This window comes from Bacillus sp. GZB, from assembly GCF_001975995.1.
GTDB classification, from domain to species: Bacteria; Bacillota; Bacilli; order Bacillales; family Bacillaceae; genus Bacillus; species Bacillus velezensis.
In genome coordinates, this window is the sequence record NZ_MTQG01000020.1 from 20,060 (window position 1) to 44,356 (window position 24,297).

A 24,297-nucleotide genomic window follows, 5' to 3' on the forward strand; every position below is an offset into this window, starting at 1 on the left:
CGGCTCCGTTTAAGGAGCCAAGGCCCGCTGTCTTACTCTTCTTCCGTTCCAGGTTTTTTCTTACGGAATTTCGCCAATACTTCATATACGATCGGCACAATCAGAAGGGTAAGCAGAGTCGAACTGATTAAACCGCCGATAACAGTGACACCGAGTCCTTTAGAAATGACCTGGCTGCCGCCTTCGAAGCCCAATGCCAATGGAAGCAGGGCGCCGATTGTCGCGATCGCCGTCATCAGAATCGGACGCAATCTCGTAGAGCCGGCTTCAAGGAGCGCTTCTCTCGTCGATAAGCCTTCCGCTTCTTTATGGATGACGCGGTCAATTAAGACAATCGCGTTTGTGACGACGATTCCGATCAGCATCAGCATACCGATCATGGCATTCAGACTGATCGTCTCTCCGGATACATACAGGCCGGCTAATGCGCCGATGACTGTAAACGGAAGCGAGAACAGAATCGCAAACGGCGCTAATGCTCCGCCGAACGTGATCACAAGAACGAGGTATACGATGGCGATTGCGGCAAGCATCGCTAACCCAAGTTTCGTAAAGGAATCAGCAATATCCGCTGATACACCGCCGGTATCAATGGATACATTGTCCGGCTTATCCAGTTTGTCAACTTTCTTTTGAACGGCTGATGACACCTTCGTGACATTGTCAGAAGTGACGGTTGCCGTTACGTCAGCGTACACTTTGCCGTCGCGTTTGGAAATGGTATCGGATGTCGTGCCATTTTTCACTTTCGCCACATCGCCGATTTTTACTTCTTGGCCTGCAGGCGATGTGATGGTTTTATCCTCTAATTCTTTTACACTCTTATACTGGTCTTTTTCTGTTTTGATGTTGACGTCAAGCTCTTTGCCGTCCTTTTTCACCGTTGTCAAAGGAGACTGTGACGTTTGGGACATCAGGGCTTGGGAGATTTGCGAAGCCGTCAGGCCCTGCTTGCTGAGTTTCTCCTGGTCAGCGGTGAACGTGTACTCATCATATGTGCTGGAAAGGCCTGAGTTGATGTCTTTCAGATCCTTCTGCTTTTTCATGATGCCTTCGATGTCTTTGACCGTGCCTTTAATATCAGACTCTGAATCTCCGTACACATAGTACGTTAATTCGTTGTTGTTGCCTGACGAACTGAAATTTTGTGATTTCCATTCGCCGCGGCTGGATGTTTTTTTGATTTCTTTTAAGACATTGTCTTTTTCTTTGTCAAAATCAGGCGTGTCATCCTCGTATTTCACGTAGAACAATGCGCCGTTTGAGCTTCCGCCGAGCGGACTTTGCGAGCCTAAAGAATACTGAACGGTATCGACATGTTTGCGTTTAAGCAGCATGTCTTCCGCTTTTTGCGCAGCTTTTTCAGCTTCGCTTTTCGTTTCGCCCGGTTCAGGCGTATATGTGAGCTGCATCGTTTTGTCCGCTTGCGCAGGCAGGTAGCTCGCGCCGATCAGAGGTACGAGGAACAAACTGCCGACAAGCATCAGAACCGCGATGATAGATGTAATCCATTTATGTCTTAATGACCAATTCAGCACTTTTTTATAGAAATTGGCCAATCTGCCCGGCTTATGCTCTTTCGCTTTAACAGGCGCGCCTGTGAGCGATTTTTTGAATAAGCTGTGCGCAAGCATCGGCACCAGTGTGATCGAAATCAACAGCGATGCGGCAAGCGCGAAGACGATTGTTAATGCAAACGGCATAAACAGTTCGCCGATCTGTCCGCCGACCATGGCAAGCGGCAGGAATACGGCAATGGTTACGATCGTTGATGACATGATCGGTTTAAACATTTCTTTCGTCGCTTCACGCACCAATTGCTTCCCGCGTAAAGGTTCATCTTTCAGCCTCATGCGGCGGTAAATGTTTTCGATCACGACAATCGAGTCGTCGACTACCCGTCCGATGGCGACCGTCATCGCACCGAGCGTCATTATGTTCAATGTGACATCAAGCTGATTCAGCACAAGAAGCGCAATCAGCAGTGACAGCGGGATGGAAATGATAGAAATCATCGTTGATTTAATATCTCTTAAGAATAAGAGAATGATCACGACCGCAAAGATCGCGCCGAAAATCGCTTTGCTTAACATCGTATCCACCGACTCTGTAATCGGCTCTGCCATATCAAGAGTCGAGCTGTACTTGAACCCTTTATGGTCTTTTTTGTATTGATTCAGTTCATCTTTAATCGCATCGGCCACTTCTACCGTGTTGGCGTCATTGGCTTTTACGATATTAATTCCGATGCTGTCCTTTCCGTTCGTGCGGGAAATGGATTCAGCTTTTTTCACATCTTTAATGTCGGCAATATCAGAAAGCTTGACTGTCGGCACCCCTGCTGACGCGCTTTTCTGTGCCTGCTGCATAGCCTGAGCGTCCGCCGCAGATGCCGCACCGGCTCCGCCCGCTTGACCTTGAGCGGCAGAAGAAGATGCGACCGGAATTCTCATATCTTTCAGATCTTTAATTGACGTAATATTTCCGTTAACGACAACTGATTTTTCTTTGTTGCCGAACGTGTACAATCCAAGCGGCGTATTGACATCAGAGCCTTGGATCACTTTCTTGACGGTATCTTCATCAAGTCCGTACTCTTTCATTTTTTTGTCTTTGAAAGAGAATTCCACCTGCTCTTCCTGCTGTCCGGAAACTTGCACGGACGCAACACCCTGAATGCCTTCAAGCTTAGGAACGAGAGTGTTTTCCACATTTTTGGTCAGGTCTTCAAGCGAGCTTTTGCCGCTTGTCACACTGAGCGTCAAAATCGGGAAAGAGTTGAGGCTGTAACGGGAAATGTCAGGTTTTTTCGAGTCGTCAGGAAGGCTGACACTGTCCAGCGCTTCAGCGACTTCGGTTTTCGCCTTGTCCATATCCTTGCTGTAATCATATTCAATCATAACCGATGAGACGTTTTCAGAGGAGGTGGACGTTACGACGCTCACTCCTTCTAAATTCTGGACCGCCTGCTCGATCGGTTTTGTCACGTCATCCGCAACTTGACTCGGAGCCGCTCCGGGATAAGTCGTATTTACTGAGAGATAAGGCATGTTGACGTCCGGTATGGATTCCTGCTTCATATTCAGACCGGCATACAGCCCTGCTACAGTAACGATAATCGTCATCAGCCAAACTGCGAATTTGTTCTTCAGTACAAAGTTAATAATGTGGTTCATCATGTCCTCCGTTAATTTTTATTGACTGACTGGTCATTCTATATAATACTAAACGGTATAACTCAACATCGTCAACTAATAAGGCAGTAAATTTTTCTAAATTTTTCAGGATTAAGGGGAAGCACGTCATGAACGAAAAAAAAGAGAAAATCATAAAAACAGGCATCCATTTATTTGCCAAAAAAGGGTTTTCTTCAACAACCATTCAGGAAATCGCCGGTGAATGCGGAATTTCAAAAGGGGCCTTCTATCTCCATTTCAAATCAAAAGAAGACCTTTTGCTCTCAGCATGTGAGTATTACATCGGCATGTCTATGGAAGAAATAAAGAAAATTAAAACAGAACATCAGCATAAACCGCCTAAGGACGTATTCCGAAAACAAATCGCATATCAATTCCAGGAATTTATGGAACACAAGGACTTTATCATTCTCTTGCTGAGCGAAAAGGTCATTCCTGAAAATCAAAAGGTCAAGCAGTATTTTCATGAGGCCAATATTCAATTTAACATGCTGTACCGGGATGCGTTGCTCTCCGTTTACGGAGATGCCGTCACACCGTTTTTAGCGGATGCGTCCGTTATGGCGCAAGGAATTGTGAGCTCCTATATTCATTTCTTGATTTTTAATGAACATACGGCATTCCGGACGGAAAACGTGGCGGCCTTTCTGATTGCCAGAATCGATGATCTGATTACGGGGCTGATAAGAGACAATCCCGATCCGCTGCTGCCTGAGGATATCTTCACTCAGCCCGCGGCGGACAGAGAAAGACTGCTTGCGGATATTCAAAAGATTAAAACACAGCAGGAGCTGCCTGAGGACGTCCTCGTATCGCTTGAAGTCATTGAAGAGGAATGTGCAAAGGAAGAGCCGCGAAAACCGATTATTAAAGGAATGCTGTCCAACTTGGCAGGCAGCGGTAATGAGCAGATTGAAATGCTGCGGGCTTCCATTGAAACCTATTTCAGCTTATAAAAAAAAGAGACCGGCGCTTACCGGTCTCCATGTCAGCAGCGCCCTTACAGGCGGCTGCTTTTTTTTATCGTTTTTTGATTTCTTCAAGTAAGATCTTGTTGACCATCGGCGGGTTGGCCTGTCCTTTTGAGGCTTTCATAATCTGCCCGACAAGGAAGCCGATCGCGCGGTCTTTTCCGTTTTTGAAGTCTTCAATTGACTGCGGGTTGCTGTCAAGCGCATCTGTTACCAGCTTCAGAAGCACGCTTTCGTCAGAAATCTGCACAAGGCCTTTTTCTTTGACGATTTTTTCTGCGTCGCCGCCTTTTTCAATTAATTCTTTAAAGACTTTCTTCGCGATTTTGGACGAGATGGTTCCTTTTTCAATCAGCTTAATCATGCCGGCAAGGCCTTCAGGAGTCAGTGCGACATCCTCAAGCTCTTTTTGTTCGGCGTTCAGGTAAGCTGAGACTTCACCCATCAGCCAGTTTGATGCCTGCTTGGCTTCTGCGCCTTTATTGACCGTTTCTTCGAAGAAGTCAGCCATTTCTTTCGTCAGCGTCAGAACCATTGCGTCATAAGCCGGCAGGCCGAGCTCTTCGATATAACGCTTGCGGCGCTCATCCGGAAGCTCAGGAATGGTTGCTCTTACGCGTTCTTTCCATTCGTCATCAATGTAGAGCTCGACAAGGTCAGGCTCAGGGAAATAACGATAGTCGTCCGAACCTTCTTTGACACGCATCAAAATGGTTTTTTTCGTCGCTTCATCGTAGCGGCGCGTCTCCTGCTGAATGACTCCGCCTGACAGAAGCACCTGCTCTTGGCGTTTTTCTTCATGCTCAAGGCCTTTTTGCACGAATGCGAAAGAGTTGAGGTTTTTCAGCTCCGTTTTTGTGCCGAATTTCTCCTGGCCGATCGGACGGAGGGAAATGTTGGCGTCACAGCGCAGTGAACCTTCTTCCATTTTACAGTCGGAAACACCTGTGTATTGGATAATTGATTTCAGCTTTTCGAGATATGCGTAAGCTTCCTCCGGTGTGCGGATATCCGGCTCAGATACAATCTCGACAAGCGGCGTGCCCTGGCGGTTGAAGTCAACGAGGGAATAGCCGTCGCCCGTATGCGTCAGTTTTCCCGCATCTTCTTCAAGGTGAAGACGGGTGATGCCGATTTTTTTCGTTTTTCCGCCGACTTCGATTTCGATCCAGCCGTTTTCGCCGATCGGCTTGTCAAATTGAGAAATTTGATATGCCTTCGGGTTGTCCGGGTAGAAATAGTTTTTCCGGTCAAACTTCGTATCCGTTGCGATTTCGCAGTTCAAAGCCATTGCGGCTTTCATCGCGAATTCGACCGCTTCTTTGTTCAAAACGGGCAGCACGCCGGGATAGCCGAGGTCGATGACGCTCGTTTGGGTATTCGCTTCCGCGCCGAATGGCGTCGGTGAGCTTGAGAAAATTTTAGATTTTGTTTTTAATTCCACATGGACTTCAAGTCCGATTACCGTTTCAAAGTTCACTTCATTTCACCCCTTACAGTTCAGGTTTCGCTTTATGATGATCTGTTGCCTGCTCAAAAGCATGAGCGACGCGGTATACAGTGCCTTCATCGAAGTGTTTTCCGATGATTTGCAGTCCGAGCGGCAGTCCGTCCGCAAATCCGCACGGCACGCTGATTCCCGGCACACCCGCGAGGTTGACAGGAATCGTTAAAATATCGTTGGCGTACATTGTGAGCGGATCGCTGGTTTTTTCGCCTATTTTGAATGCCGGTGTCGGCGTTGTCGGTCCGACGATGACATCGTATTTCTCAAATACGTCTTCAAAATCTTTCTTAATAAGCGTGCGCACTTTTTGCGCTTTTTTGTAATACGCGTCATAGTAGCCGGAGCTGAGCGCGAAGGTGCCGAGCATGATGCGGCGCTTCACTTCATTGCCGAAGCCTTCTGAGCGTGTCTGTTTATAAAGGTCGATCAGGTTGTCCGCATTGTCTGAGCGGTAGCCGTAGCGGATGCCGTCAAAGCGCGCAAGGTTTGCAGACGCTTCGGAAGAAGACAGCAGATAATAGGTCGCAAGCGCGTATTTGCTGTGCGGCAGAGATACTTCTTCCCATGTCGCTCCGAGGTCTTCAAGCACTTTTAAAGCGGCTAAAACCGATTCTTTCGCTTCTTTGCCGACGCCTTCTCCGAGATATTCTTTCGGTACGGCGATTTTTAAGCCTTTAATATCGCCAGTTAATGAAGAAAGAAAGTCCGGCACTTCGACATTGGCGCTCGTAGAGTCCATTTTGTCCGGGCCTGAAATCGCCTGAAGGAGGAATGCGTTATCTTCTACGTTTCTTGTGATCGGTCCGATCTGGTCTAATGAAGACGCAAAAGCGACCAAACCGTAACGTGACACGCGTCCGTATGTAGGCTTTAATCCGACGACGCCGCAGAAAGAAGCCGGCTGGCGGATGGAGCCGCCCGTATCAGATCCGAGTGAAAACGGCACTTCGCCCGCGGCAACCGCAGCTGCTGAACCGCCGCTTGATCCGCCGGGAACCGTATCGAGATTCCAAGGGTTTTTCGTCGCTTTGTACGCGGAGTTTTCAGTAGAAGAACCCATCGCGAACTCGTCCATATTCAGCTTTCCGATCGTGACGGCTTCAGCAGCTTGAAGGCGCTCCACAACCGTCGCATCGTAAATCGGATCGAAGTTTTCGAGGATTTTGCTTGAGCATGTTGTGCGAAGCCCTTTGGTCACGATGTTGTCTTTGACGCCGATCGGCATTCCGAAGAGAAGACCGTGTTCAGACCGTCCGTCAACCGCTTCGTCAAGTTCTTTCGCGTAAGCGCGGGCTCTTTCTTCATCAAGCTGCAAAAACGCCTGCACCTTATCATCCACGGATGCGATCCGTTTGTAAGATTCATCAACAAGATCGGAAATCTTGATTTCTTTTTTATGTATCATTTGTTTCAGTTCTGTGATTTTGTGATCAAATAATGACATACTGTCTCCCTCCTTTAATCCAGAATAGATGGCACACGGACATAGCCGTCTTTATGATCGGGAGCATTTTTCATGACATCCTCGACCGGAAGGCCTTTACCCGCTTCATCTTCTCTCATTACGTTTTTCATTTTCAGCACGTGTGTTGTCGGTTCCACGTTATCCGTGTCCACTTCATTAAGCTCCTCGGCAAACGAGATAATGCTGTCAAGCTGTTCTGTGAACATTTCAGCTTCTTCATCCGTAATGGCGAGTCTCGCCAAATGAGCGACATGCTTTACTTCTTCTATAGAAATTCGTGACATAAGATCCACCTCCGCATAATTCTCCGTTTCGTCATATAATACTGATCATATCAAAAACGAGCCCTCTAAAGCAACAAAACGCCGCCTTCTGAGGCATGATGAAACCCTCTCTATTTTATCCTAAATCGGGGAGAAAGAGAAACGAATTATATGTCAGAAAATTTTTACTTTTATAATCTATTGGTAGCGTTTTCATCTCTAAGCTGTTCTATGTTGGCGGGGATTTTTTCCTTGAGTGGGCCAGGTTTCGAGAGTTGATTGATCGGGGATACTTTGTTAGGTTTAGTAACCATAGCCAGCACTAAATCATGCGATCCGCATGGAATGATGACTAAAGGCTGGATCGCCGGCGCATATTCCGGCACTACTAATCTACAGAGGTGATGCAACATTTACATGAAAGAAGAGAGGGACCAAAAACGTGAGTATTGAACTAATTATATCTCTTGGCATTTACTTTGCTGCCATGCTGTTAATCGGCTGGTACGCATTCAGGAAGACAACGAATATTAATGATTACATGCTGGGCGGAAGAGGACTCGGCCCGTTCGTAACGGCGCTGTCCGCAGGTGCGGCCGATATGAGCGCATGGATGCTGATGGGAGTTCCCGGCGCAATGTTCGCAACGGGGTTATCGACCTTATGGCTGGCGCTCGGTTTGACGATCGGCGCGTATTCAAATTATCTGCTGCTTGCTCCGAGGCTGCGCGCTTACACGGAAGTTGCAGATGATGCGATTACGATTCCCGATTTTTTCGATAAACGGTTCCGCCACTCGTCATCATTGCTGAAAATTGTTTCCGCCGTGATTATTATGATCTTTTTCACACTGTACACATCTTCCGGGATGGTATCCGGAGGCAGGTTATTTGAATCGGCATTCGGCGCCGACTACAAATTCGGTTTGTTTTTAACGGCCGGTGTTGTTGTGCTTTACACGCTGTTTGGCGGTTTCCTCGCTGTCAGTCTGACTGACTTTGTGCAGGGAGCGATCATGTTTGCGGCATTAGTGCTTGTGCCGATCGTTGCTTTTACCCAGCTCGGGAGTGTTTCAACGACGATTGATTCGATCAACGCCGTTAACCCGAAACTATTGGATATCTTTAAAGGCGCGAGCGTCATTAGCATTATTTCTTATTTGGCATGGGGACTCGGCTATTACGGCCAGCCTCATATCATCGTACGATTTATGGCGATTAAAGAAGTGAAAGATTTAAAACCCGCCCGCAGAATCGGGATGAGCTGGATGGCCATTTCAGTTGTCGGTTCATTGCTTACCGGGATTATCGGGGTTGCGTATTCTCATCACTTCGGAGTCTCCGTAAAAGATCCGGAAACGATTTTCATTATTTTTTCTAAAATCTTGTTCCATCCGCTGATTACGGGCTTCTTGCTGTCCGCGATTTTAGCGGCGATCATGAGTTCCATTTCCTCACAGCTTCTCGTAACGGCAAGCGCCATTACGGAAGATTTATACCGCGCCTTTTTCAGACGGGAAGCGAGCGATAAAGAATTGGTCATGACCGGACGCCTGTCGGTATTGATCGTAGCCGTTATCGCCATCCTGCTTTCCATGAATCCGAACAGCACCATTCTCGATCTGGTCGGATATGCGTGGGCAGGCTTCGGTTCGGCTATCGGCCCGGCGCTCTTGCTCAGTCTGTACTGGAAACGGATGAATGAATGGGGAGCGCTTGCGGCGATGATTACCGGGGCCGCGGCCGTTTTAATCTGGATCACCACAGGGCTTGCCGCTTCAACCGGCGTATACGAAATCATTCCGGGGTTCTTCCTCAGTCTGATTGCCGGTATTGCCGTCAGCCTGCTGACCAAAAAACCGGCCGATGCTTCTTATCAGCTGTTCAGCCGGATGGAAGCTCTTTTGAAAAACAAGAAATAGACAAAAAGCCGTCAGATTTATCCCTGACGGCTTTTTTCTTCCGCACTTGTCCTGCTATAAATACTGTGAGAAAATCATATCAATTTATTATAAGAAAAATTGCGGAGGTGCTGTGCAAATTGAGCTGGCCTATCGAACCAGACATTTTATTAAAGCTGGGCATTGCCACGCTGATCGGCATGATCATCGGTCTTGAACGCGAGCTGAAAAACAAACCGCTCGGACTGAAAACCTGTATCGTCATCGCCGTCAGCTCCTGTATGCTGACGATCGTCAGCATTAATGCGGCATATCATTTCCCAAAATATTACCGTATCATGATGGATCCGCTCCGCCTCCCCGCCCAAATCATTTCCGGCGTCGGTTTTATCGGCGCGGGCGTGATCCTGCGTAAAAGCAATGACGTCATATCCGGCCTGACGACATCGGCCATCATCTGGGGCGCAGCCGGGCTCGGTCTGGCTACAGGCGCCGGCTTTTATAAAGAGGCGTTCGCAAGCCTCTTGTTTATCCTGATCAGTGTCGAATTTCTTCCGTGGCTGATCAGAAAAATCGGTCCCAACCGCTTGAAGGAAAAGGATATCCGCGTGAGAATGTCTCTTTCCGATAAAGACAAAATGACCGAGATTCTAAAAGAAATGAAAAGCAAACGGCTCCGCATTCACTCCGTCCGGATTGATGATTTGCGCGAAAAAGAATTTCCGATTATGGAAGTGAAAGTCAGTGTTCACAAAAACCGCTACACCACTGACGTCTATTATGATATTAAAGAAATTCAAGGTGTCGTCGGAGTGAAGTGTGATACGTTATAAAAAAACGCCGGGCTGGATTCAGCCGGCGTTTTTCTATTTATACGAATGCAGAAAAGTTATACTCCGTAATCGGGGTTTCGTTTTCGATATCGCGCCTGAAGGCTTTCAGCATCTCACGTTCCTCGTCCCCGAGTGAATTGAGGTCAAACGCCTGATGCAATAATCCGTAGATCAGCATATGGCGCAGCCGGAGAAAATCCGGGATGTGTTCAAGCCAGGCGGGGTCAAGGTCATTTTCTTCCCTGTAGCCTTTCATAAAGTGTGTCATGAACTCACCCGTAAACGCGGCCTTGTCTTCATACGGGATGACCGGATACCACAACATGTTGTACAGCAGAATACTGATATCATTCACAAACCAATTGTAGCCGATATCATCAAAATCAAATGCAGTAATTTTTCCGTTGTCCCAATTGAAATTGCCATGATGCAGATCGGCGTGCACAAGGCCGTAGTTTTCAGGATTCTTCGGCAAACGGCGCAGTTTTTCCATTAGAGCATCCGCCTGCTCAAATACGAGATGCTGATCTGCGGGCACGTATTTTCTCAGCTTCAGCTGCTCCTCCTCATCCCATTCCTGCCTTTTATATGCCGGGTCGCTCAGACGGTAGCTTTTTGTCAGCCGGTGCATGTTCCCCGTGTACTTCCCAAGCTCGTAAAACAGAGTTCCGTTCCAGTCTGATTCCTCCACTTTGCGTCCGGGCGCTTTTTCATAGACTCTTACTAAAAACGCTCCGCCTTTTCCATCCGGCACTTCTTCGACATCTCTGCCATTTAATGAAGGAATCGGCTTTGCTGCTGAAAGCCCTCCCTTTGCCAGATGATGAAGCCATTCCATTTCTCCGAGAATATATTCCGGTGTTCTTCTGATCGTATGCGTAATTTTTAAGATATACGGTTCGTTATCTTTCACAATTTCGTATACGTAGTTCTCTGCGTCCGCAATAAATTGAAACTTGGTAAAGCCGTATATTTCACCGGCCTCAGCCAGTACCTTATCTTCCTCAAAAATCGCTTTAATATCTTTATGCATGCTGATTCACCCTTTTCATAACGTTTGTAGGCGGTGTGTGTACTCAGCAAATGTCATTCATCAACATTCCTGCCCTTCTTTTTTTCACAGCAGATTAGTAACATCCGCTTAGAAACGAAATGTGTTTTCCTGTTAATTCCTAATTATACAAATATCTTAACATACCTCATCCCTCTCTCCAACGATATTCACAATAAAAAAACCCTTGCTCATACAGAAATGAACAAGGGCATCTTGGTTAATCGTAAATATGGACGGTCGGTTCTTTGTCACCCGCATTGCGGACGATCAGCGCTTCCTGGCCGTCAGACGAGGTAATGTTAATCTCGACATCAACTGAGCCTTTTGAATAATAATCCATCAGCTCACCTGTTAAGTATTGGGTAAAGGCGATAACTTCGCTTTTCCCGTAAAATTGCATCGGGATTTCAATCTTCATTTTTCTCATTTCATCGTTTTCGTACATTGCCGTTCCGACGACTCCGGTGTAATTCGGGAAGTAGCTGTCGATGGCGTTTTTGAAGCGTTTAAATACTTCGGAATCATCAGGGTATTTCTTTGCCGTGTCTGTATCCGCCGGATAGAAGACGTACTTTTCTTTGACATCATCCCAGTTTGAAATGGTGGATGAGCCGGCCTTGACTTCTGTTTTCGCAATGTAATTCCCCGGTACGATTGATGTTTTCGGCGCTTGTTTATAAAGGGCGACGGTGATCGGCACATTTTTCAGGTTATCCATTTTCCGAAGGCGGTTAACGACTTCCTGGGCGATTTCTTCACCGTGGCTGCGGATCGTTTTGTCGCTGAGCTCAACTTCCTGCTGCGGATCACCTGTGTTTTCGCGGTAATAGTATACAGAGTTGAGAGCGAGACCGATCATGACACCGCCAAGCTGGATGGAATTTTTATCTTTTCTTACTAAGTAATCCTGTTCAAGCATGGACGCTAAGTAAATCGGGCTGTTTTCATTTTTCTCTTTTGCCGATCCCGAGCTTGGCAGCACAGGGTTTAAGCCGAGATTCTGAAAATTGGCATCTGCCTTTTTCGCCTTTTTCAGATCACTGCCCTCTTTTTTGCGGTCAAGCCAGCTGAGTACCGTGTCCTCATCTAAATACTGGCCTTCCTGATACAAATAGTCATCCGTCGGGAACGTGTCTTGAGCGAGCCGCATCAGACCCGTCTCGAATTCATCGATGTCCAGCCTCGTGTTCAGCCGGTCCGCGGTCAGGCCGCGCGCTTTTCCGGCCTTAAACGGAAGCACCATTTTATAGTAGGAATCAGAGATATTATATTTCGGTATGATCGCTTTTTCAGAAGACTTTGCCGTTTTCTGCGTGATCTCTTCCTCTTTGTTCCCCCCGAAACTCGGCGAACAAGCCGACAGCATGAGTACTGCCGCCGTTGCCGTCGCCGCCAATGCCAACATCTTTTTCAATAGAAAACACTCCTCTTATTTCTTTAGCTCTCCCAATAGCTGTGCTTCATTCCATACTTCAATGTTTAATTCCTGCGCTTTTGTCAGCTTGCTTCCGGCCGCTTCTCCGGCAATCAGCAAGTCTGTTTTTTTGCTGATAGATCCCGTCAGCTTTCCGCCGAGCGCTTCAATCTGCGCCTTGGCTTCATTTCTGGACAGCTCTTCAAGCTTTCCGGTTAACACGATGGTTTTGCCGGCAAAATAAGAGTCGCTGTCCTCCGCTTTTACTTTTTTCGGGCCTTTGTAGAGTGTGTTCACACCGAGTTCCTCAAGTTCATTCAAAAGCTCAAGCATTTCTTCTTTGCGGAAATAGGTGACAACGGCATCGGCCATCTTTTCGCCGATTTCATCTACCGCAAGCAGCTCTTCTTCCGTGGCTTGTTTCAGATTTTCCAGGCTTTCAAAATGCATGGCGAGTGTTTTGGCCGCTTTTGAGCCGATAAAACGGATGCCGAGACCGAACAGCAGGCGTTCCAGCGAATTCTCTTTTGACTTTTGGATGGAGCTGATCAGATTGTCAGTTGATTTTTCCCCCATCCGCTCAAGCCGGATAACCTGTTCTTTCGTCAGCTTATACAAATCAGCGACATTACGGACGAGATGTTCACGGAAAAGCTGTGTGATGACACGTTCTCCGAGCCCGTCAATATTCATCGCGTTGCGTGAGACAAAGTGAATCAGGCCTTCTCTGATCTGCGCCGGACATTCCGGATTGATGCAGCGCAGCGCGACTTCCCCTTCAATGCGGACAAGTTCGCTTTCGCACTCAGGGCAGCTGGTCGGCATATTGAATTCTTTTTCTTCCCCGGTCCGCTGTTCGATTAAGACATTGACGACCTCAGGGATGATGTCGCCCGCTTTTTTGACGACCACTTTATCGAGAATGCGGATATCCTTCTCTTTAATTAAATCTTCGTTATGAAGGGATGCTCTTGAGACCGTCGTTCCCGCGACTTTTACCGGTTCCAGAACGGCGGTCGGCGTAATGACGCCCGTTCTTCCGACATTCAGTTCGATATCGAGCAGTTTTGTCACGACCTCTTCCGCCGGGAATTTATAAGCAATCGCCCAGCGCGGGCTTTTTGCCGTATACCCGAGCTCTTCCTGCTGGTCGAGCGAATCGACTTTGATGACGATTCCGTCAATTTCATACGGGAGATCGGCCCGCTTCGCCTGCAGCTCTTCGATCATTTCAATGACTTCATCTATCGTGGCGCATTTTTTCCGTTCCTGGTTTGTTTTAAAACCGAGCTCATCCAGAAAATCCAGGCCCTGACTCTGTGTTTCCACACCCATCTCGTCAAGCTTCGCTATACTGTAGACGAAGATGTCAAGATTTCGTTTCGCTGCAATTTTCGGATCGAGCTGTCTGAGTGAACCCGCAGCCGCGTTCCGGGGATTGGCGAACGGCTCCTCTTCATGTTTCAGCCGTTCTTCATTGAGCGCTTCAAATGACTGTTTCGGCATGTACGCCTCTCCGCGCACTTCTATGGAAAGGTTCCGTTTCATTTTCAGCGGAATGTTGCGGATCGTTTTTAAGTTTTCCGTGATATCTTCGCCTGTCGTTCCGTCTCCTCTTGTCGCGCCTCTGACGAAATAGCCGTCTTCATAACGGAGAGAAACAGCAAGACCGTCTATTTTCAGCTCCACATTATAAGCGACGCCGTCACCGACAGCCTGACGGACGCGGCGGTCAAAATCGCGGAGATCATCATCGTTAAATGCATTGCCGAGACTGAGCATCGGCGTGCCGTGCTGCACCTTTTGAAACGATTCAAGCACTGCTCCCCCGACCCGCTGTGTGGGCGAATCAGGCGTTCTGAGCTCCGGGTGCTCTTCCTCTATGGCAATCAGCTCCTGCATCAGTCTGTCGTACTCGGAATCCGGCACGCTCGGTTCATCTAAGGTGTAATATTCATAACTGTACTGATCGATGGTGCGGCGCAATTCTTCTGCCCGGTGTTTCGCTGTTTCTTTGTCCATCATGTTCTTCCTTTCCTCTTCAGGTTACTGCTTTTCAATCGGCGCAAAAGCGGCAAGCAGACGCTTCACGCCGACTGGGCTCGGGAATGCGATATCAAGCTCGGTGCTTTCGCCTTCTCCTTTTACGCTGACAACCGTTCCGGTGCCCCATTTTTTATGGCCCGCTTTATCGCCGACCGCCCAGCTGAGCGAGTCGCCGCCTGTTTTGTTCGCATAGGAAACGGGACGGGATACGGGCCCGCGTTTCGGCTGCACTTTTCTTCCCGGCTGCATGCGAGGTGTTTTCTTCTCATTTAGGTTCTCCAATAAATCGCCAGGTATTTCCCTGATAAAGCGGGATTCCGGATTCATATTGGTGCGGCCGAATAAGGTGCGCATTTTGGCATTCGTTAAATACAGTTCTTCTTCCGCCCTCGTAATGCCTACATATGCGAGCCTGCGTTCTTCTTCCATCTCGGCTTCTTCCATCAGGGAGCGGCTGTGCGGGAACACGCCTTCTTCCATGCCCATTAAGAACACGACAGGAAATTCAAGCCCCTTAGCGGCGTGCAGTGTCATTAAAGTGACGGCATCCTTTCCGCCTGATTCCTCTTCCTTCTCGTCGAGCTGGTCAATATCCGCGATCAGCGCCAGATCAGTCAGAAACGCGACGAGAGACTTGTCTTCGCTTTTTTGTTCGAAGTTTTTCGTCACGGAAAGAAACTCGTCGATATTTTCAAGGCGGCTTTGGGCTTCGATGGATTTTTCGGCCTTCAGCATTTCTCTGTATTCCGTTTTCTCGAGAATTTCTTCCGTGAGTTCCGTAATGGACAGGTAATCCTGCATATTCGTCAGATTTTCAATCATCGCGCCAAAGCCGTCAAGCGCGTTTGCCGCTTTCGCGCTGACGCCGATGAAATCAACCTGTTTGATCGCCTGGAACATTGACATTCCGTTCATCGCCGCATATGAAGCGATTTTTTCTAGTGAAGTTGCGCCGACGCCCCGCTTCGGCACATTGACGATCCGCGTAAAACTGATGTCGTCGTCCGGGTTTGACACAAGTCGCAGGTATGCGAGAATGTCTTTAATTTCTTTCCTGTCGTAGAACTTGGTTCCGCCGACGATATTGTAGTTCAGACCGGATTTTAAAAGGGTTTCCTCAATGACGCGCGACTGGGCGTTTGTCCGGTATAAAATCGCGATATCGGAAAGCTTCCGCCGGCCCGAGCTGTGCAGCTCATAAATTTTGCCTGCGACGAATTGGCCTTCGCCGAATTCATTGTCTCCGCTGTAATAAGAAAGCTTGATGCCTTCGTCATTTTCCGTCCACAGGTTTTTCGGCTTGCGGTTTGAGTTGTTTTTGATCACTTCGTTAGCCGCTTGCAGAATACGCTTTGTTGAGCGGTAGTTTTGCTCGAGCAGAATCACGTTTGCGCTCGGGTAATCTTTTTCAAAGGAAAGGATATTCGCGATATCCGCCCCGCGCCATCTGTAAATGGACTGGTCGGAGTCACCGACGACGCAGATATTTTCAAGACGGGCCGCAAGCTGCTTCACAAGCAGGTATTGCGCCCTGTTCGTATCCTGATACTCGTCTACGTGAATGTACTGGAATTTGCGCTGATAAAACTCAAGCACTTCCGGCACACGCTCGAAAAGCTTAATTGTCGTCATGATTAAATCATCAAAATCGAGCGATTGGTTTTTCAGCAGTTTTTTCTGATAATCGGTATACACGTCACTCGTGACCTGATCGTAGTAGCCGCCGGCCGTTTTTGCGAATTCCTCAGGTTCGATCAGCTCGTTTTTTGCGCTGCTGATGGAGCCTAAAATACTTCTCGGATCAAACTTTTTTGGATCGATATTCCGCACTTTCAGAATCCCTTTAATAACGGAAAGCTGATCAGCCGTATCAAGAATGGAGAAATTTCGGTTGATGCCGATTCTGTCAATATCCCTGCGCAGAATCCGCACGCACATGCTGTGGAAAGTGGATATCCAGATTTCATCCGCGCCGGGTCCGAGAATGCTCTCCACCCGCTCCTTCATTTCTCTGGCGGCTTTATTTGTAAATGTAATCGCCAGAATGTTCCATGGCGCCACGTGTTTTTCCGCCATTAAGTATGCGATTCTGTGCGTCAGCACACGTGTTTTTCCGCTTCCCGCGCCCGCCATCAGAAGCAGCGGACCGTCCGTCGTCTTGACTGCTTCCTGCTGAACGGGATTTAATCCGCTTAATAATTGATTGCTAATGTAATTCATATCCGTTCACCGCCTATCAAACATATGTTCTATCACAAATCAATTTCGTCCGCTTGGCTACTTTGTCTTTACAGCCGCCACCGTTTTAAGCGCCTGATCAAAATCTTCATATACGGCATTTCCGACAACGATGACATCGGCATGACGGCCGAACCGTTCCGCCGTTTCCGCGTCCTTAATGCCGCCTCCGTAAAACAGGACGGACTTGTCCAGCACAGCCTTCGTTTTCTCCACCGTTTCTATGTCCGCCAGCATCCCGCTGTATTCCAGATAAAAAATCGGGAGATGAAGCAAATGTTCCGCGACCCGCGCATAGGCGAGAATATCTTCTGTTTCTATATGTGTATCCGCCTCCGTCAAAGCGGCCGCCTTACAATCAGGGTTGACGATGCAGTAGCCCTCCGTCACGATTTCCTCCATTGACATGAGCTCTCCGTATTCTTTCATCGCCTGATGATGCATGCCGACAATCCAGTCCGCCTTTTTGCTGTTGAGCACACTCGGAATGAAATAAAGATCAAACCCGGGCACAATGGAATCAATCGTCGACACCTCAAGTACGCACGGCACTAAAAACCGCCGCACCTTTGACATCAGTCTCAGCACATTGTCCTCGGTGATATTGTCGCTTCCTCCGATCACAATAGCGTCAGTCCCTGATTCACAAAGCCGTTCCAGCTGTTCATCCGGTAAATCTTTATTCGGATCGAGTTTAAAAACATGCTTCCACTCGTTAACATCGTACATGCGTTTTCGTTCCTCCATTCGTTTCTTGCCATTTAAACATTATAACAAATTCGTTTGGCCCGGAAAAACGGAAAAAGACGTCATTCACCTGATTCACAAAAAAAGATTGCGCTCCGCCGGACGGGAAACGGCTATGTTTGAAAACAGACAATATGTGGAATGTCAAAGAGAAAAAAGACAAGGAGTCTGATCTCAATGGAACAAGCCATTATCGTACTGATTTGTATATTGATTTTTATTATTTTAGTTCCCGCCGTATTGTTTCTCTGGATATACATAAGAGACGAAAAGCAGGAAGAACATTCAGTGCTGCGCAATTATCCCGTAGCGGGAAAACTGCGCTATATATTTGAAAAAATCGGACCTGAGCTGCGGCAGTATTTATTCAGCAATGATAACGAAGAACAGCCGTTTTCCCGGAGAGAATATGAACAGACGGTCATGTCGGGAAAGTATAAAAGCAGAATGATGGGCTTCGGCTCAGAACGGGATTTCGATCAGCCGGGCTATTATATCCGTAACGCCCTTTTCCCGAAACAAAGGGAGGAGCTGCGCGCAGATCAGACGCCGAAGATCGACACGATGGTATACAAGATTGACAAAGACAACCTGCTGAAACGCAGCGAACACCGCGAAAAAGCAAAGGCGGACCCTTATTACCTGCATCCGGACGATGTGCAAGTGATCGGCCGCGATACATGCAAGAAGCCGTTTTATGTGAAAGGGTTAATCGGACAATCAGCGATGAGCTACGGCTCACTTGGCGACCGGGCAATCACCGCCCTGTCAAAAGGGCTGCACCAGGCCGGCGGCACATGGATGAATACAGGCGAAGGCGGCCTGTCTGAGTATCACCTGAAAGGCGGCGCGGATATTATCTGCCAAATCGGCCCCGGGCTGTTCGGCGTGCGCACTGAAGATGGAGAATTTTCATGGGAAGAATTCAAGAAAAAAAGCCGCCTCGAACAGATTAAAGCCTTTGAATTAAAGCTTGCGCAAGGGGCGAAAGCAAGAGGCGGGCATATTGACGGTTCAAAGGTGACCGAAGAAATTGCCGCCATCAGAAATGTGCAGCCCGGACAATCCATTGACAGCCCAAACCGCTTCAACGAGTTCTCAAATGTTCCGGACATGCTTGATTTCATTGAGAAATTAAGGACTGTCGGTGAAAAACCGGTCGGCATCAAAATTGTCCCGGGCAGCCGCAAAGACCTTGAAGACCTTATTTCCTGTATGAGTTCATCAGGCAAACTTCCCGACTTTATTACGATTGACGGCAGTGAAGGGGGAACAGGAGCTTCTTTCCATGAGCTGGCGGATTCCGTCGGCCTGCCGATTCTGAGCGGTCTCCCCCTTGTTGACGGCCTTTTGAAGACATACGGGATAAGAGATAAGCTGAAAATTTTCGCATCCGGAAAGCTGCTCACTCCGGATAAAATTGCCGTTGCCCTCGCGTTAGGCGCGGATTTTGTCAATATTGCCCGGGGAATGATGTTTTCAGTCGGCTGTATCCGCGCTCAAGTATGCCACACCAATCATTGTCCTGTCGGAGTGGCGACAACCGATCCAAAACTTCAGCGCGCGCTCAGTATCGAGGATAAACAGCACCGCGTCTGCAACTACGTGCTCTCGTTGCGTGAAGGGCTGTTTCACCTCGCCGCGGCGGCGGGCATCAGCTCGCCGATTCATTTCTCAGCTGAACACATCGTATACCGGGAGGAAGACGGAAGCCTGAGGGAACTTCCCGGCCTTTTGAATCAGCACGCATAAAAAAAAACCGCCTGCCGTCATCGGCAGAGCGGTTTTTTACGTAGCTGAGGAGGATTCTCCTTCGTTTACGCGGTCAAGCGCCATTTCATAGGCGTCGTTACCGTAATTTAAGCATCTCTTCACCCGGGAAATCGTCGCTGTGGAAGCACCCGTTTCGCTTTCTATTTTGTGATACGTATTTCCTTCGCGGAGCATTCTTGCCACTTCCAAACGCTGCGCCAGCGATTGGATTTCATTAATCGTACAAAGATCATCAAAGAAACGATAGCATTCCTCCAGATCTTTCAGCGATAAAATAGATAAAAATAACTGGTCCAGTTCTTTTCCGCGTAATTTATCGATTTGCATCGTCAAACACCTTCTCCTTTACTAATGGAAGCTGCATCGAGATCAGGCACGATATTAATCCATGTCTTTCCTGGCACAAACGGAAGAATCTCACCGCCTTTTACGGGCAGAATACGGCCGTCTTTATATTCCCAGTCTGACTCCATAACATCGCCGTGCTGAAGCAGGAGGCCCTTCCCCCCTGACTGAATATCGATGGCCCGCCTTCCATCTTTGTCTGTCATGCGATGGCCGGCTTCAACAATAAAAATATTGTGCATGGCTAAAGGCTTTCCGGTCTCCCGGTCTGTCGCTTTCACACCATCAGAGCTTCTTGTATAAGTATCAGCTTTTTTATCATAATCGTATTCGACAAGATTTGTAACGTTTTGTGTTCCATAATCTATCCGAATATTGTAGGTTTCGTTTCCGGGTTTTGCATCTGATGTCTGAAATGGGAGCGGTTCTGTTTTTCCGTTCAGCTTGTATCCTTTTTGTTCCGCCGCCTTCCTGATATTGTCATACGACGTGTAGGAATTGTGGGGCGGCTTGCTGAAATCGGCTCTCAAAAACAGGCTTCCGTCAAAATCCAAACCGTTTATATAATCGTAAGCTCCGGACTCCAGCTGCTTTTTTGCGCCGGGACTCCAGCCATGATGGACAAATATGCTGTTAAACCCGCTGCTGAGCGTGACAAAATATTCCCTCGCGCTCCGCACAGGCCCGACCGTTTCCGGCATCTCACTTTGAAAAATCGCGAGAAACCGCGTAATCCGGCCCTCCGCGAGCGCTTCGATGACAACATCCGCCTTTGACAGCCCGGATTGGGGCCTCGCCTTCGGATGATTGTTCACTGCGACTGCAATCGGACGGCGTTCTGCAAGCTTCTGCTCAGTTTTCAGCCCCGTTAAAGGAGCTTCCGCTTCTTTCGGCTGCACCTGATCGGCATTGTTCTGCCGGCAGGCGGCAAGCAGCAAAAACGCAAAACAAAGCATACAAACGGTTTTCCATCTTTTCATATGTCGGCTCCCTGCTTTTATATTTTAACGCATTATCGATGGAAAGAGTACAGTTTTTTTCATCACGTCGAATATTCCTCTCGGCGTAATGCGGATATAAGGCAGGTGTGTGCTCTGCAAAAAGAGCAGCGTATAGATCGGATCGCAGAATCGGTAGCCCCGCTCCTCCAGCAGCGTCCTCAGTTTTTGCTCTTTCTCAAGCACTTCTTCATACTTCTCCGCAGATGCAGAACCGTTTAAGGCGAGGGGAATCTCATGAAGAATCTTCCCGTTTTCGGCAAGCACGATTCCGCCGCCGATTTCTTTCATCCGTGAGAAAGCGAGCAGGATATCTTCCTTATTTTTTCCGACAGCGATAATATCTCCGGTTGTCGTGTAGGAACTGACAAAGCCCTGCACTCGATCGGCAAAACCTTTCAGCATTGTATTGACCCGCCATTTTCCATGCTTATCGAGAAGCGTGAGATAGCATTCATCATGATCAAAAGAAAGCTGGTCAACAGAATTATCAATCGCAATCATATACGGCTCCATAATGACCGCGTTGCGCATGGTCACACCCATCGGCATTGAAAACTGTAAATCATCCATCGTCATATCATATGAAAGCTCAAGAGGGACAAGACCGCCCTTTTTCCAATCCGTTTCTGTAAACGCATTCATATTTCGGCCGTCTTCCCTCAGCAGGATGCCTTTGGAGATCACCGTGACCGGGTCCGGATTCATCGGGTCATCGAGAATGTTCAATGAAGCAAGCCGGCCCGGACCGACCACACCGAGAAAGTCGTCCATCTGATAATACTTCGCGATATTAAAGGAGGCCATATTATAGGCATCGATCGCCGGAACTCCTTCCTCCAAAGCGATTTTGATCAATTCATTCGTCATGCCGCCTTTATAAAAATGCGGCGTCGCTCCATCCGTCGTGTAGAAGAAATGATCATAATGCCGGAAGCCTTTTTGATGGAGATCCTGCAAAATCGTTCTCAAATCAGGGCGGATGGATGAATGTCTGAGCGAAACATAGTAGCCCAATTCAAGCCGTCTCATCACCTCGCCGCCATTCATCGCCTCGTGGTCGGAATCCGCTCCGAACAGTTTCATCTTCGTCAGTGTTTTTTCAGAGGCTCCGGGAAAATGCCCTTCTATCCGCTTGCGCAGTTTCTTTGTCGCCTGCATGCAATGAAGCATCAAGTCATCGCCGTCCATGAGGCGCGGCCATCCGGTCAATTCTCCGCCTTGAATGACATCCGGGTGCTCCATCCATTGCTTGCGGACATCAAAAGAAAGAAGCTGATCCTCATTCAGCACTTCAGTCTGCAGATCATATCTGGACCACCAGAAGTATTGCACCGGCTGTTTTTTCAGTTCCTCTAATATAGTAAGCGCTTTCTTTTTACCGCTGTGCAAAAGAAAAAACAAGTTATCATTAACAAACGTCGTTGTTCCGAATTGAGACACATATTCGGCGAGCGTTTGGGGATTATATATTTGAAAAGGATGTGTATGCGGTTCAATGTAACCTGGCACAATGTATTTTCCTTCACAATTTATGGTATGAATGTGCTCTGCTGCATCAGGAAGCTCATGACCAACATATACAATTCGGTCTCCATAAATCCAGACATTCTTTTTCAGCCATTGTTTTAAAAAAGGATTTAATACGAGAGCATCCCGTAAAAGTAGCGTTGGAAGCAGCTTTGAGTCTACAACATCCGCCTGTGATCTGATGTCTTTATTTTTCCAGTTAAAGGTACGTTCGGACATTCACATACTCTCCTTCGCTTATATTAGACCCATCGTATCACATCCGCACAATTATCGCACGGCTAAAACGTTACAAATTATTGAAGATGAATGAAAAACTTTTTCTAAGGGAGCTGAAATGATGAAACCGAATATCAGTTTATTAAATGCCGTTATGCGCATCACTTGCGGCCTCACCATTTTGTCTGCTGCGTCAGCGAAATACACGAGAAAACCATGGTGCAAGATGCATCTCTTCTGTATGATAATGGGCGCGATGAAAGCGGCGTCCGGCATCCTCCGCTTCTGTCCGGTGACATATATGTTCCAAACCGGAATGAATCAGGATGACAGCCATCAGCAAGAAAAATAACAAGCCGTTTCGGCTTGTTATTTATTTTCTCCTGTCCCGCGAGTCTGAGAAGAATCCGTCTATACGCCGGAAGACTTCATCGATGACTGCGTGTCACACGGCAAACCGACAGTCTTAGTCGTCTTTTCAGAAGAAAACCCGCATCTTAGATGACACGGGGTTTTCCTCTTTATCGCTGAGAAACTTTCAGCGCACGGGCGCCGATGTCGCTTCTGTAAAACAGTCCGGGTTTTGTCAGCCCTGAAACGGCGCTGTACACTTTATCTCTCGCCGCTTCAAATGTCTCAGCAAATGCCGTGACATTGGCGACCCGGCCGCCGTTTGTAACAAATTTTCCGCCGTCTTTTTTCGTTCCGGCATGAAAAACGGCGATCCCGTCTTCAGCGGACGTCAAACTGCCGATCGGCGTGCCTTTCGCATAGCCTTCCGGATAGCCCTCAGAAGCCAGTACAACGCTGACAGCGGCCGTATCCTTCCACCTTAGGTCAACATCCTTCTCCTGCAGCAGATCTAAGAGCACCTGGATGAGGTCAGATTCCATTCTCGGCACGACTACCTGTGTTTCCGGATCTCCGAAGCGCGCGTTGAATTCAATGACTTTTGATCCGTTTTCCGTCAGAATCAGCCCCGCGTACAGCACGCCCGTGAAGGAACGTCCCTCTTTTACCATTGCTTTTGCCGCCGGCTTCACAATCGTTTCGACTGCGCTTCTGACGATATCATCGGAAATGTGCGGCACCGGTGAGTAGGCGCCCATTCCGCCCGTATTCGGCCCTTTGTCTCCATCGAAGGCGCGTTTATGATCTTGAGCGATTACCATCGGATAGACGGCCTCCCCTTTTACAAACGCCATTAAAGAAAATTCTTCGCCGGCGAGGAACTCTTCAATGACAACGGATGCGCTCGCCTCGCCGAATTTCTCATCCTCAAGAAAATCGTGCAGGCATTCAATCGCTTCTTCTTCCGTCATCGCGACCGTGACACCTTTTCCGGCGGCAAGTCCGTCCGCTTTAATGACAATCGGCGCACCTTTTTGCTGCACATATGCTTTCGCCTCTTCAAATGAAGTAAACGTCTCATACTCCGCCGTCGGAATGCCGTATTTTTTCATTAAATCCTTGGCAAACTGTTTGCTCCCTTCAATGATTGCCGCTTTTTCAGACGGTCCGAAAACAAGCAGTCCGGCTTTTTCAAACTCGTCGGCTATCCCTTCAATCAGAGGAACTTCGGGGCCGATAATCGTCAGCCCGACATGATGTTCTTTCGCAAACGCAATGAGTGCGGCATGATCGCCTTCTTCAATGTTGACCAGCGTCGCGCAGTCTGCCATACCGTCATTTCCGGGCGCGGCGTACACCGTGTCAACAAGCGGGCTTTGCGCCGCTTTCCAAGCCAATGTATGCTCTCTGCCGCCTTTTCCGATAATCAATACATTCACGCTTCGT

General features: G+C 48.1%; 18 protein-coding genes. 5 read left to right on the forward strand and 13 right to left on the reverse strand.

Annotated features, from left to right (window positions below):
• Positions 1 to 32: 32 nt before the first annotated feature.
• Complete coding sequence (locus BXO87_RS19065) at positions 33 to 3,176, reverse strand: efflux RND transporter permease subunit (protein ID WP_076851438.1); 3,144 nt, start codon at positions 3,174 to 3,176, stop codon at positions 33 to 35.
• Positions 3,177 to 3,304: 128 nt separating this feature from the next.
• On the opposite strand from BXO87_RS19065, the gene BXO87_RS19070 reads away from it, so the two are divergent.
• Positions 3,305 to 4,153, forward strand: a complete 849-nt coding sequence (locus BXO87_RS19070; protein ID WP_032871752.1) for a TetR/AcrR family transcriptional regulator — start codon at positions 3,305 to 3,307, stop codon at positions 4,151 to 4,153.
• Between the two features lie 64 nt (positions 4,154 to 4,217).
• Here BXO87_RS19070 and gatB read toward each other — a convergent pair whose 3' ends face one another.
• Genes gatB through gatC form a run of 3 tightly spaced genes read right to left on the reverse strand, consistent with a single transcriptional unit; the run spans position 4,218 to position 7,424 of the window.
• Positions 4,218 to 5,648 carry an Asp-tRNA(Asn)/Glu-tRNA(Gln) amidotransferase subunit GatB gene (gene gatB / locus BXO87_RS19075; RefSeq protein WP_003155730.1) on the reverse strand — a complete coding sequence of 477 codons (1,431 nt, stop codon included), beginning with the start codon at positions 5,646 to 5,648 and terminating at the stop codon, positions 4,218 to 4,220.
• A 13-nt stretch (positions 5,649 to 5,661) separates the two neighbouring features.
• Positions 5,662 to 7,119, reverse strand: a complete 1,458-nt coding sequence (gene gatA, locus BXO87_RS19080) for an Asp-tRNA(Asn)/Glu-tRNA(Gln) amidotransferase subunit GatA (RefSeq protein ID WP_007609878.1) — start codon at positions 7,117 to 7,119, stop codon at positions 5,662 to 5,664.
• 14 nt (positions 7,120 to 7,133) lie between these two features.
• Positions 7,134 to 7,424, reverse strand: a complete 291-nt coding sequence (gatC, locus tag BXO87_RS19085; RefSeq protein WP_003155732.1) for an Asp-tRNA(Asn)/Glu-tRNA(Gln) amidotransferase subunit GatC — start codon at positions 7,422 to 7,424, stop codon at positions 7,134 to 7,136.
• A gap of 421 nt (positions 7,425 to 7,845) precedes the next feature.
• On the opposite strand from gatC, the gene putP reads away from it, so the two are divergent.
• Both putP and BXO87_RS19095 read left to right on the forward strand, forming a co-directional pair.
• Positions 7,846 to 9,324, forward strand: coding sequence for a sodium/proline symporter PutP (gene putP / locus BXO87_RS19090; RefSeq protein ID WP_012117009.1), 1,479 nt, complete (start codon positions 7,846 to 7,848; stop codon positions 9,322 to 9,324).
• Positions 9,325 to 9,443: 119 nt separating this feature from the next.
• Positions 9,444 to 10,136: an MgtC/SapB family protein gene (locus tag BXO87_RS19095; protein ID WP_007609875.1), complete on the forward strand. Its 693-nt coding sequence runs from the start codon at positions 9,444 to 9,446 to the stop codon at positions 10,134 to 10,136.
• A gap of 37 nt (positions 10,137 to 10,173) precedes the next feature.
• On the opposite strand, the gene BXO87_RS19100 is transcribed toward BXO87_RS19095, so the two are convergent.
• From BXO87_RS19100 to pcrB, 5 genes are all read right to left on the reverse strand, one after another.
• Entirely contained in the window at positions 10,174 to 11,169 is a 996-nt protein-coding gene (locus tag BXO87_RS19100) for a phosphotransferase enzyme family protein (RefSeq protein WP_038457175.1), read from the reverse strand.
• Positions 11,170 to 11,407: 238 nt separating this feature from the next.
• Positions 11,408 to 12,604, reverse strand: a complete 1,197-nt coding sequence (locus tag BXO87_RS19105) for a CamS family sex pheromone protein (protein ID WP_007609871.1) — start codon at positions 12,602 to 12,604, stop codon at positions 11,408 to 11,410.
• A gap of 15 nt (positions 12,605 to 12,619) precedes the next feature.
• Positions 12,620 to 14,626, reverse strand: a complete 2,007-nt coding sequence (gene ligA / locus BXO87_RS19110; protein WP_038457174.1) for an NAD-dependent DNA ligase LigA — start codon at positions 14,624 to 14,626, stop codon at positions 12,620 to 12,622.
• 24 nt (positions 14,627 to 14,650) lie between these two features.
• Positions 14,651 to 16,870 (reverse strand): DNA helicase PcrA, encoded by a 2,220-nt coding sequence (pcrA, locus tag BXO87_RS19115; RefSeq protein WP_076851439.1) that lies wholly within the window; start codon positions 16,868 to 16,870, stop codon positions 14,651 to 14,653.
• 57 nt (positions 16,871 to 16,927) lie between these two features.
• Positions 16,928 to 17,617, reverse strand: a complete 690-nt coding sequence (gene pcrB / locus BXO87_RS19120; RefSeq protein WP_003155740.1) for a heptaprenylglyceryl phosphate synthase — start codon at positions 17,615 to 17,617, stop codon at positions 16,928 to 16,930.
• Between the two features lie 195 nt (positions 17,618 to 17,812).
• Between pcrB and BXO87_RS19130 the strand changes: the two genes are divergently transcribed.
• Positions 17,813 to 19,387: an FMN-binding glutamate synthase family protein gene (locus BXO87_RS19130; protein WP_038457169.1), complete on the forward strand. Its 1,575-nt coding sequence runs from the start codon at positions 17,813 to 17,815 to the stop codon at positions 19,385 to 19,387.
• Positions 19,388 to 19,423: 36 nt separating this feature from the next.
• Here the strand turns inward: BXO87_RS19130 and BXO87_RS19135 are convergent, their stop codons facing one another.
• Genes BXO87_RS19135 through BXO87_RS19145 form a run of 3 tightly spaced genes read right to left on the reverse strand, consistent with a single transcriptional unit; the run spans position 19,424 to position 22,500 of the window.
• Positions 19,424 to 19,735, reverse strand: coding sequence for a YerC/YecD family TrpR-related protein (locus tag BXO87_RS19135; protein WP_029326169.1), 312 nt, complete (start codon positions 19,733 to 19,735; stop codon positions 19,424 to 19,426).
• A gap of 2 nt (positions 19,736 to 19,737) precedes the next feature.
• Complete coding sequence (locus BXO87_RS19140; protein WP_038457167.1) at positions 19,738 to 20,733, reverse strand: DUF3048 domain-containing protein; 996 nt, start codon at positions 20,731 to 20,733, stop codon at positions 19,738 to 19,740.
• A gap of 24 nt (positions 20,734 to 20,757) precedes the next feature.
• Positions 20,758 to 22,500, reverse strand: coding sequence for an adenine deaminase (locus tag BXO87_RS19145; RefSeq protein ID WP_038457165.1), 1,743 nt, complete (start codon positions 22,498 to 22,500; stop codon positions 20,758 to 20,760).
• 121 nt (positions 22,501 to 22,621) lie between these two features.
• Between BXO87_RS19145 and BXO87_RS19150 the strand changes: the two genes are divergently transcribed.
• Positions 22,622 to 22,852 carry a YgaP family membrane protein gene (locus BXO87_RS19150; protein WP_032872536.1) on the forward strand — a complete coding sequence of 77 codons (231 nt, stop codon included), beginning with the start codon at positions 22,622 to 22,624 and terminating at the stop codon, positions 22,850 to 22,852.
• 169 nt (positions 22,853 to 23,021) lie between these two features.
• Here BXO87_RS19150 and purD read toward each other — a convergent pair whose 3' ends face one another.
• A complete protein-coding gene (gene purD / locus BXO87_RS19155; protein WP_038457163.1) occupies positions 23,022 to 24,290 on the reverse strand; it encodes a phosphoribosylamine--glycine ligase in 1,269 nt (422 codons plus the stop codon).
• Positions 24,291 to 24,297: the final 7 nt, after the last annotated feature.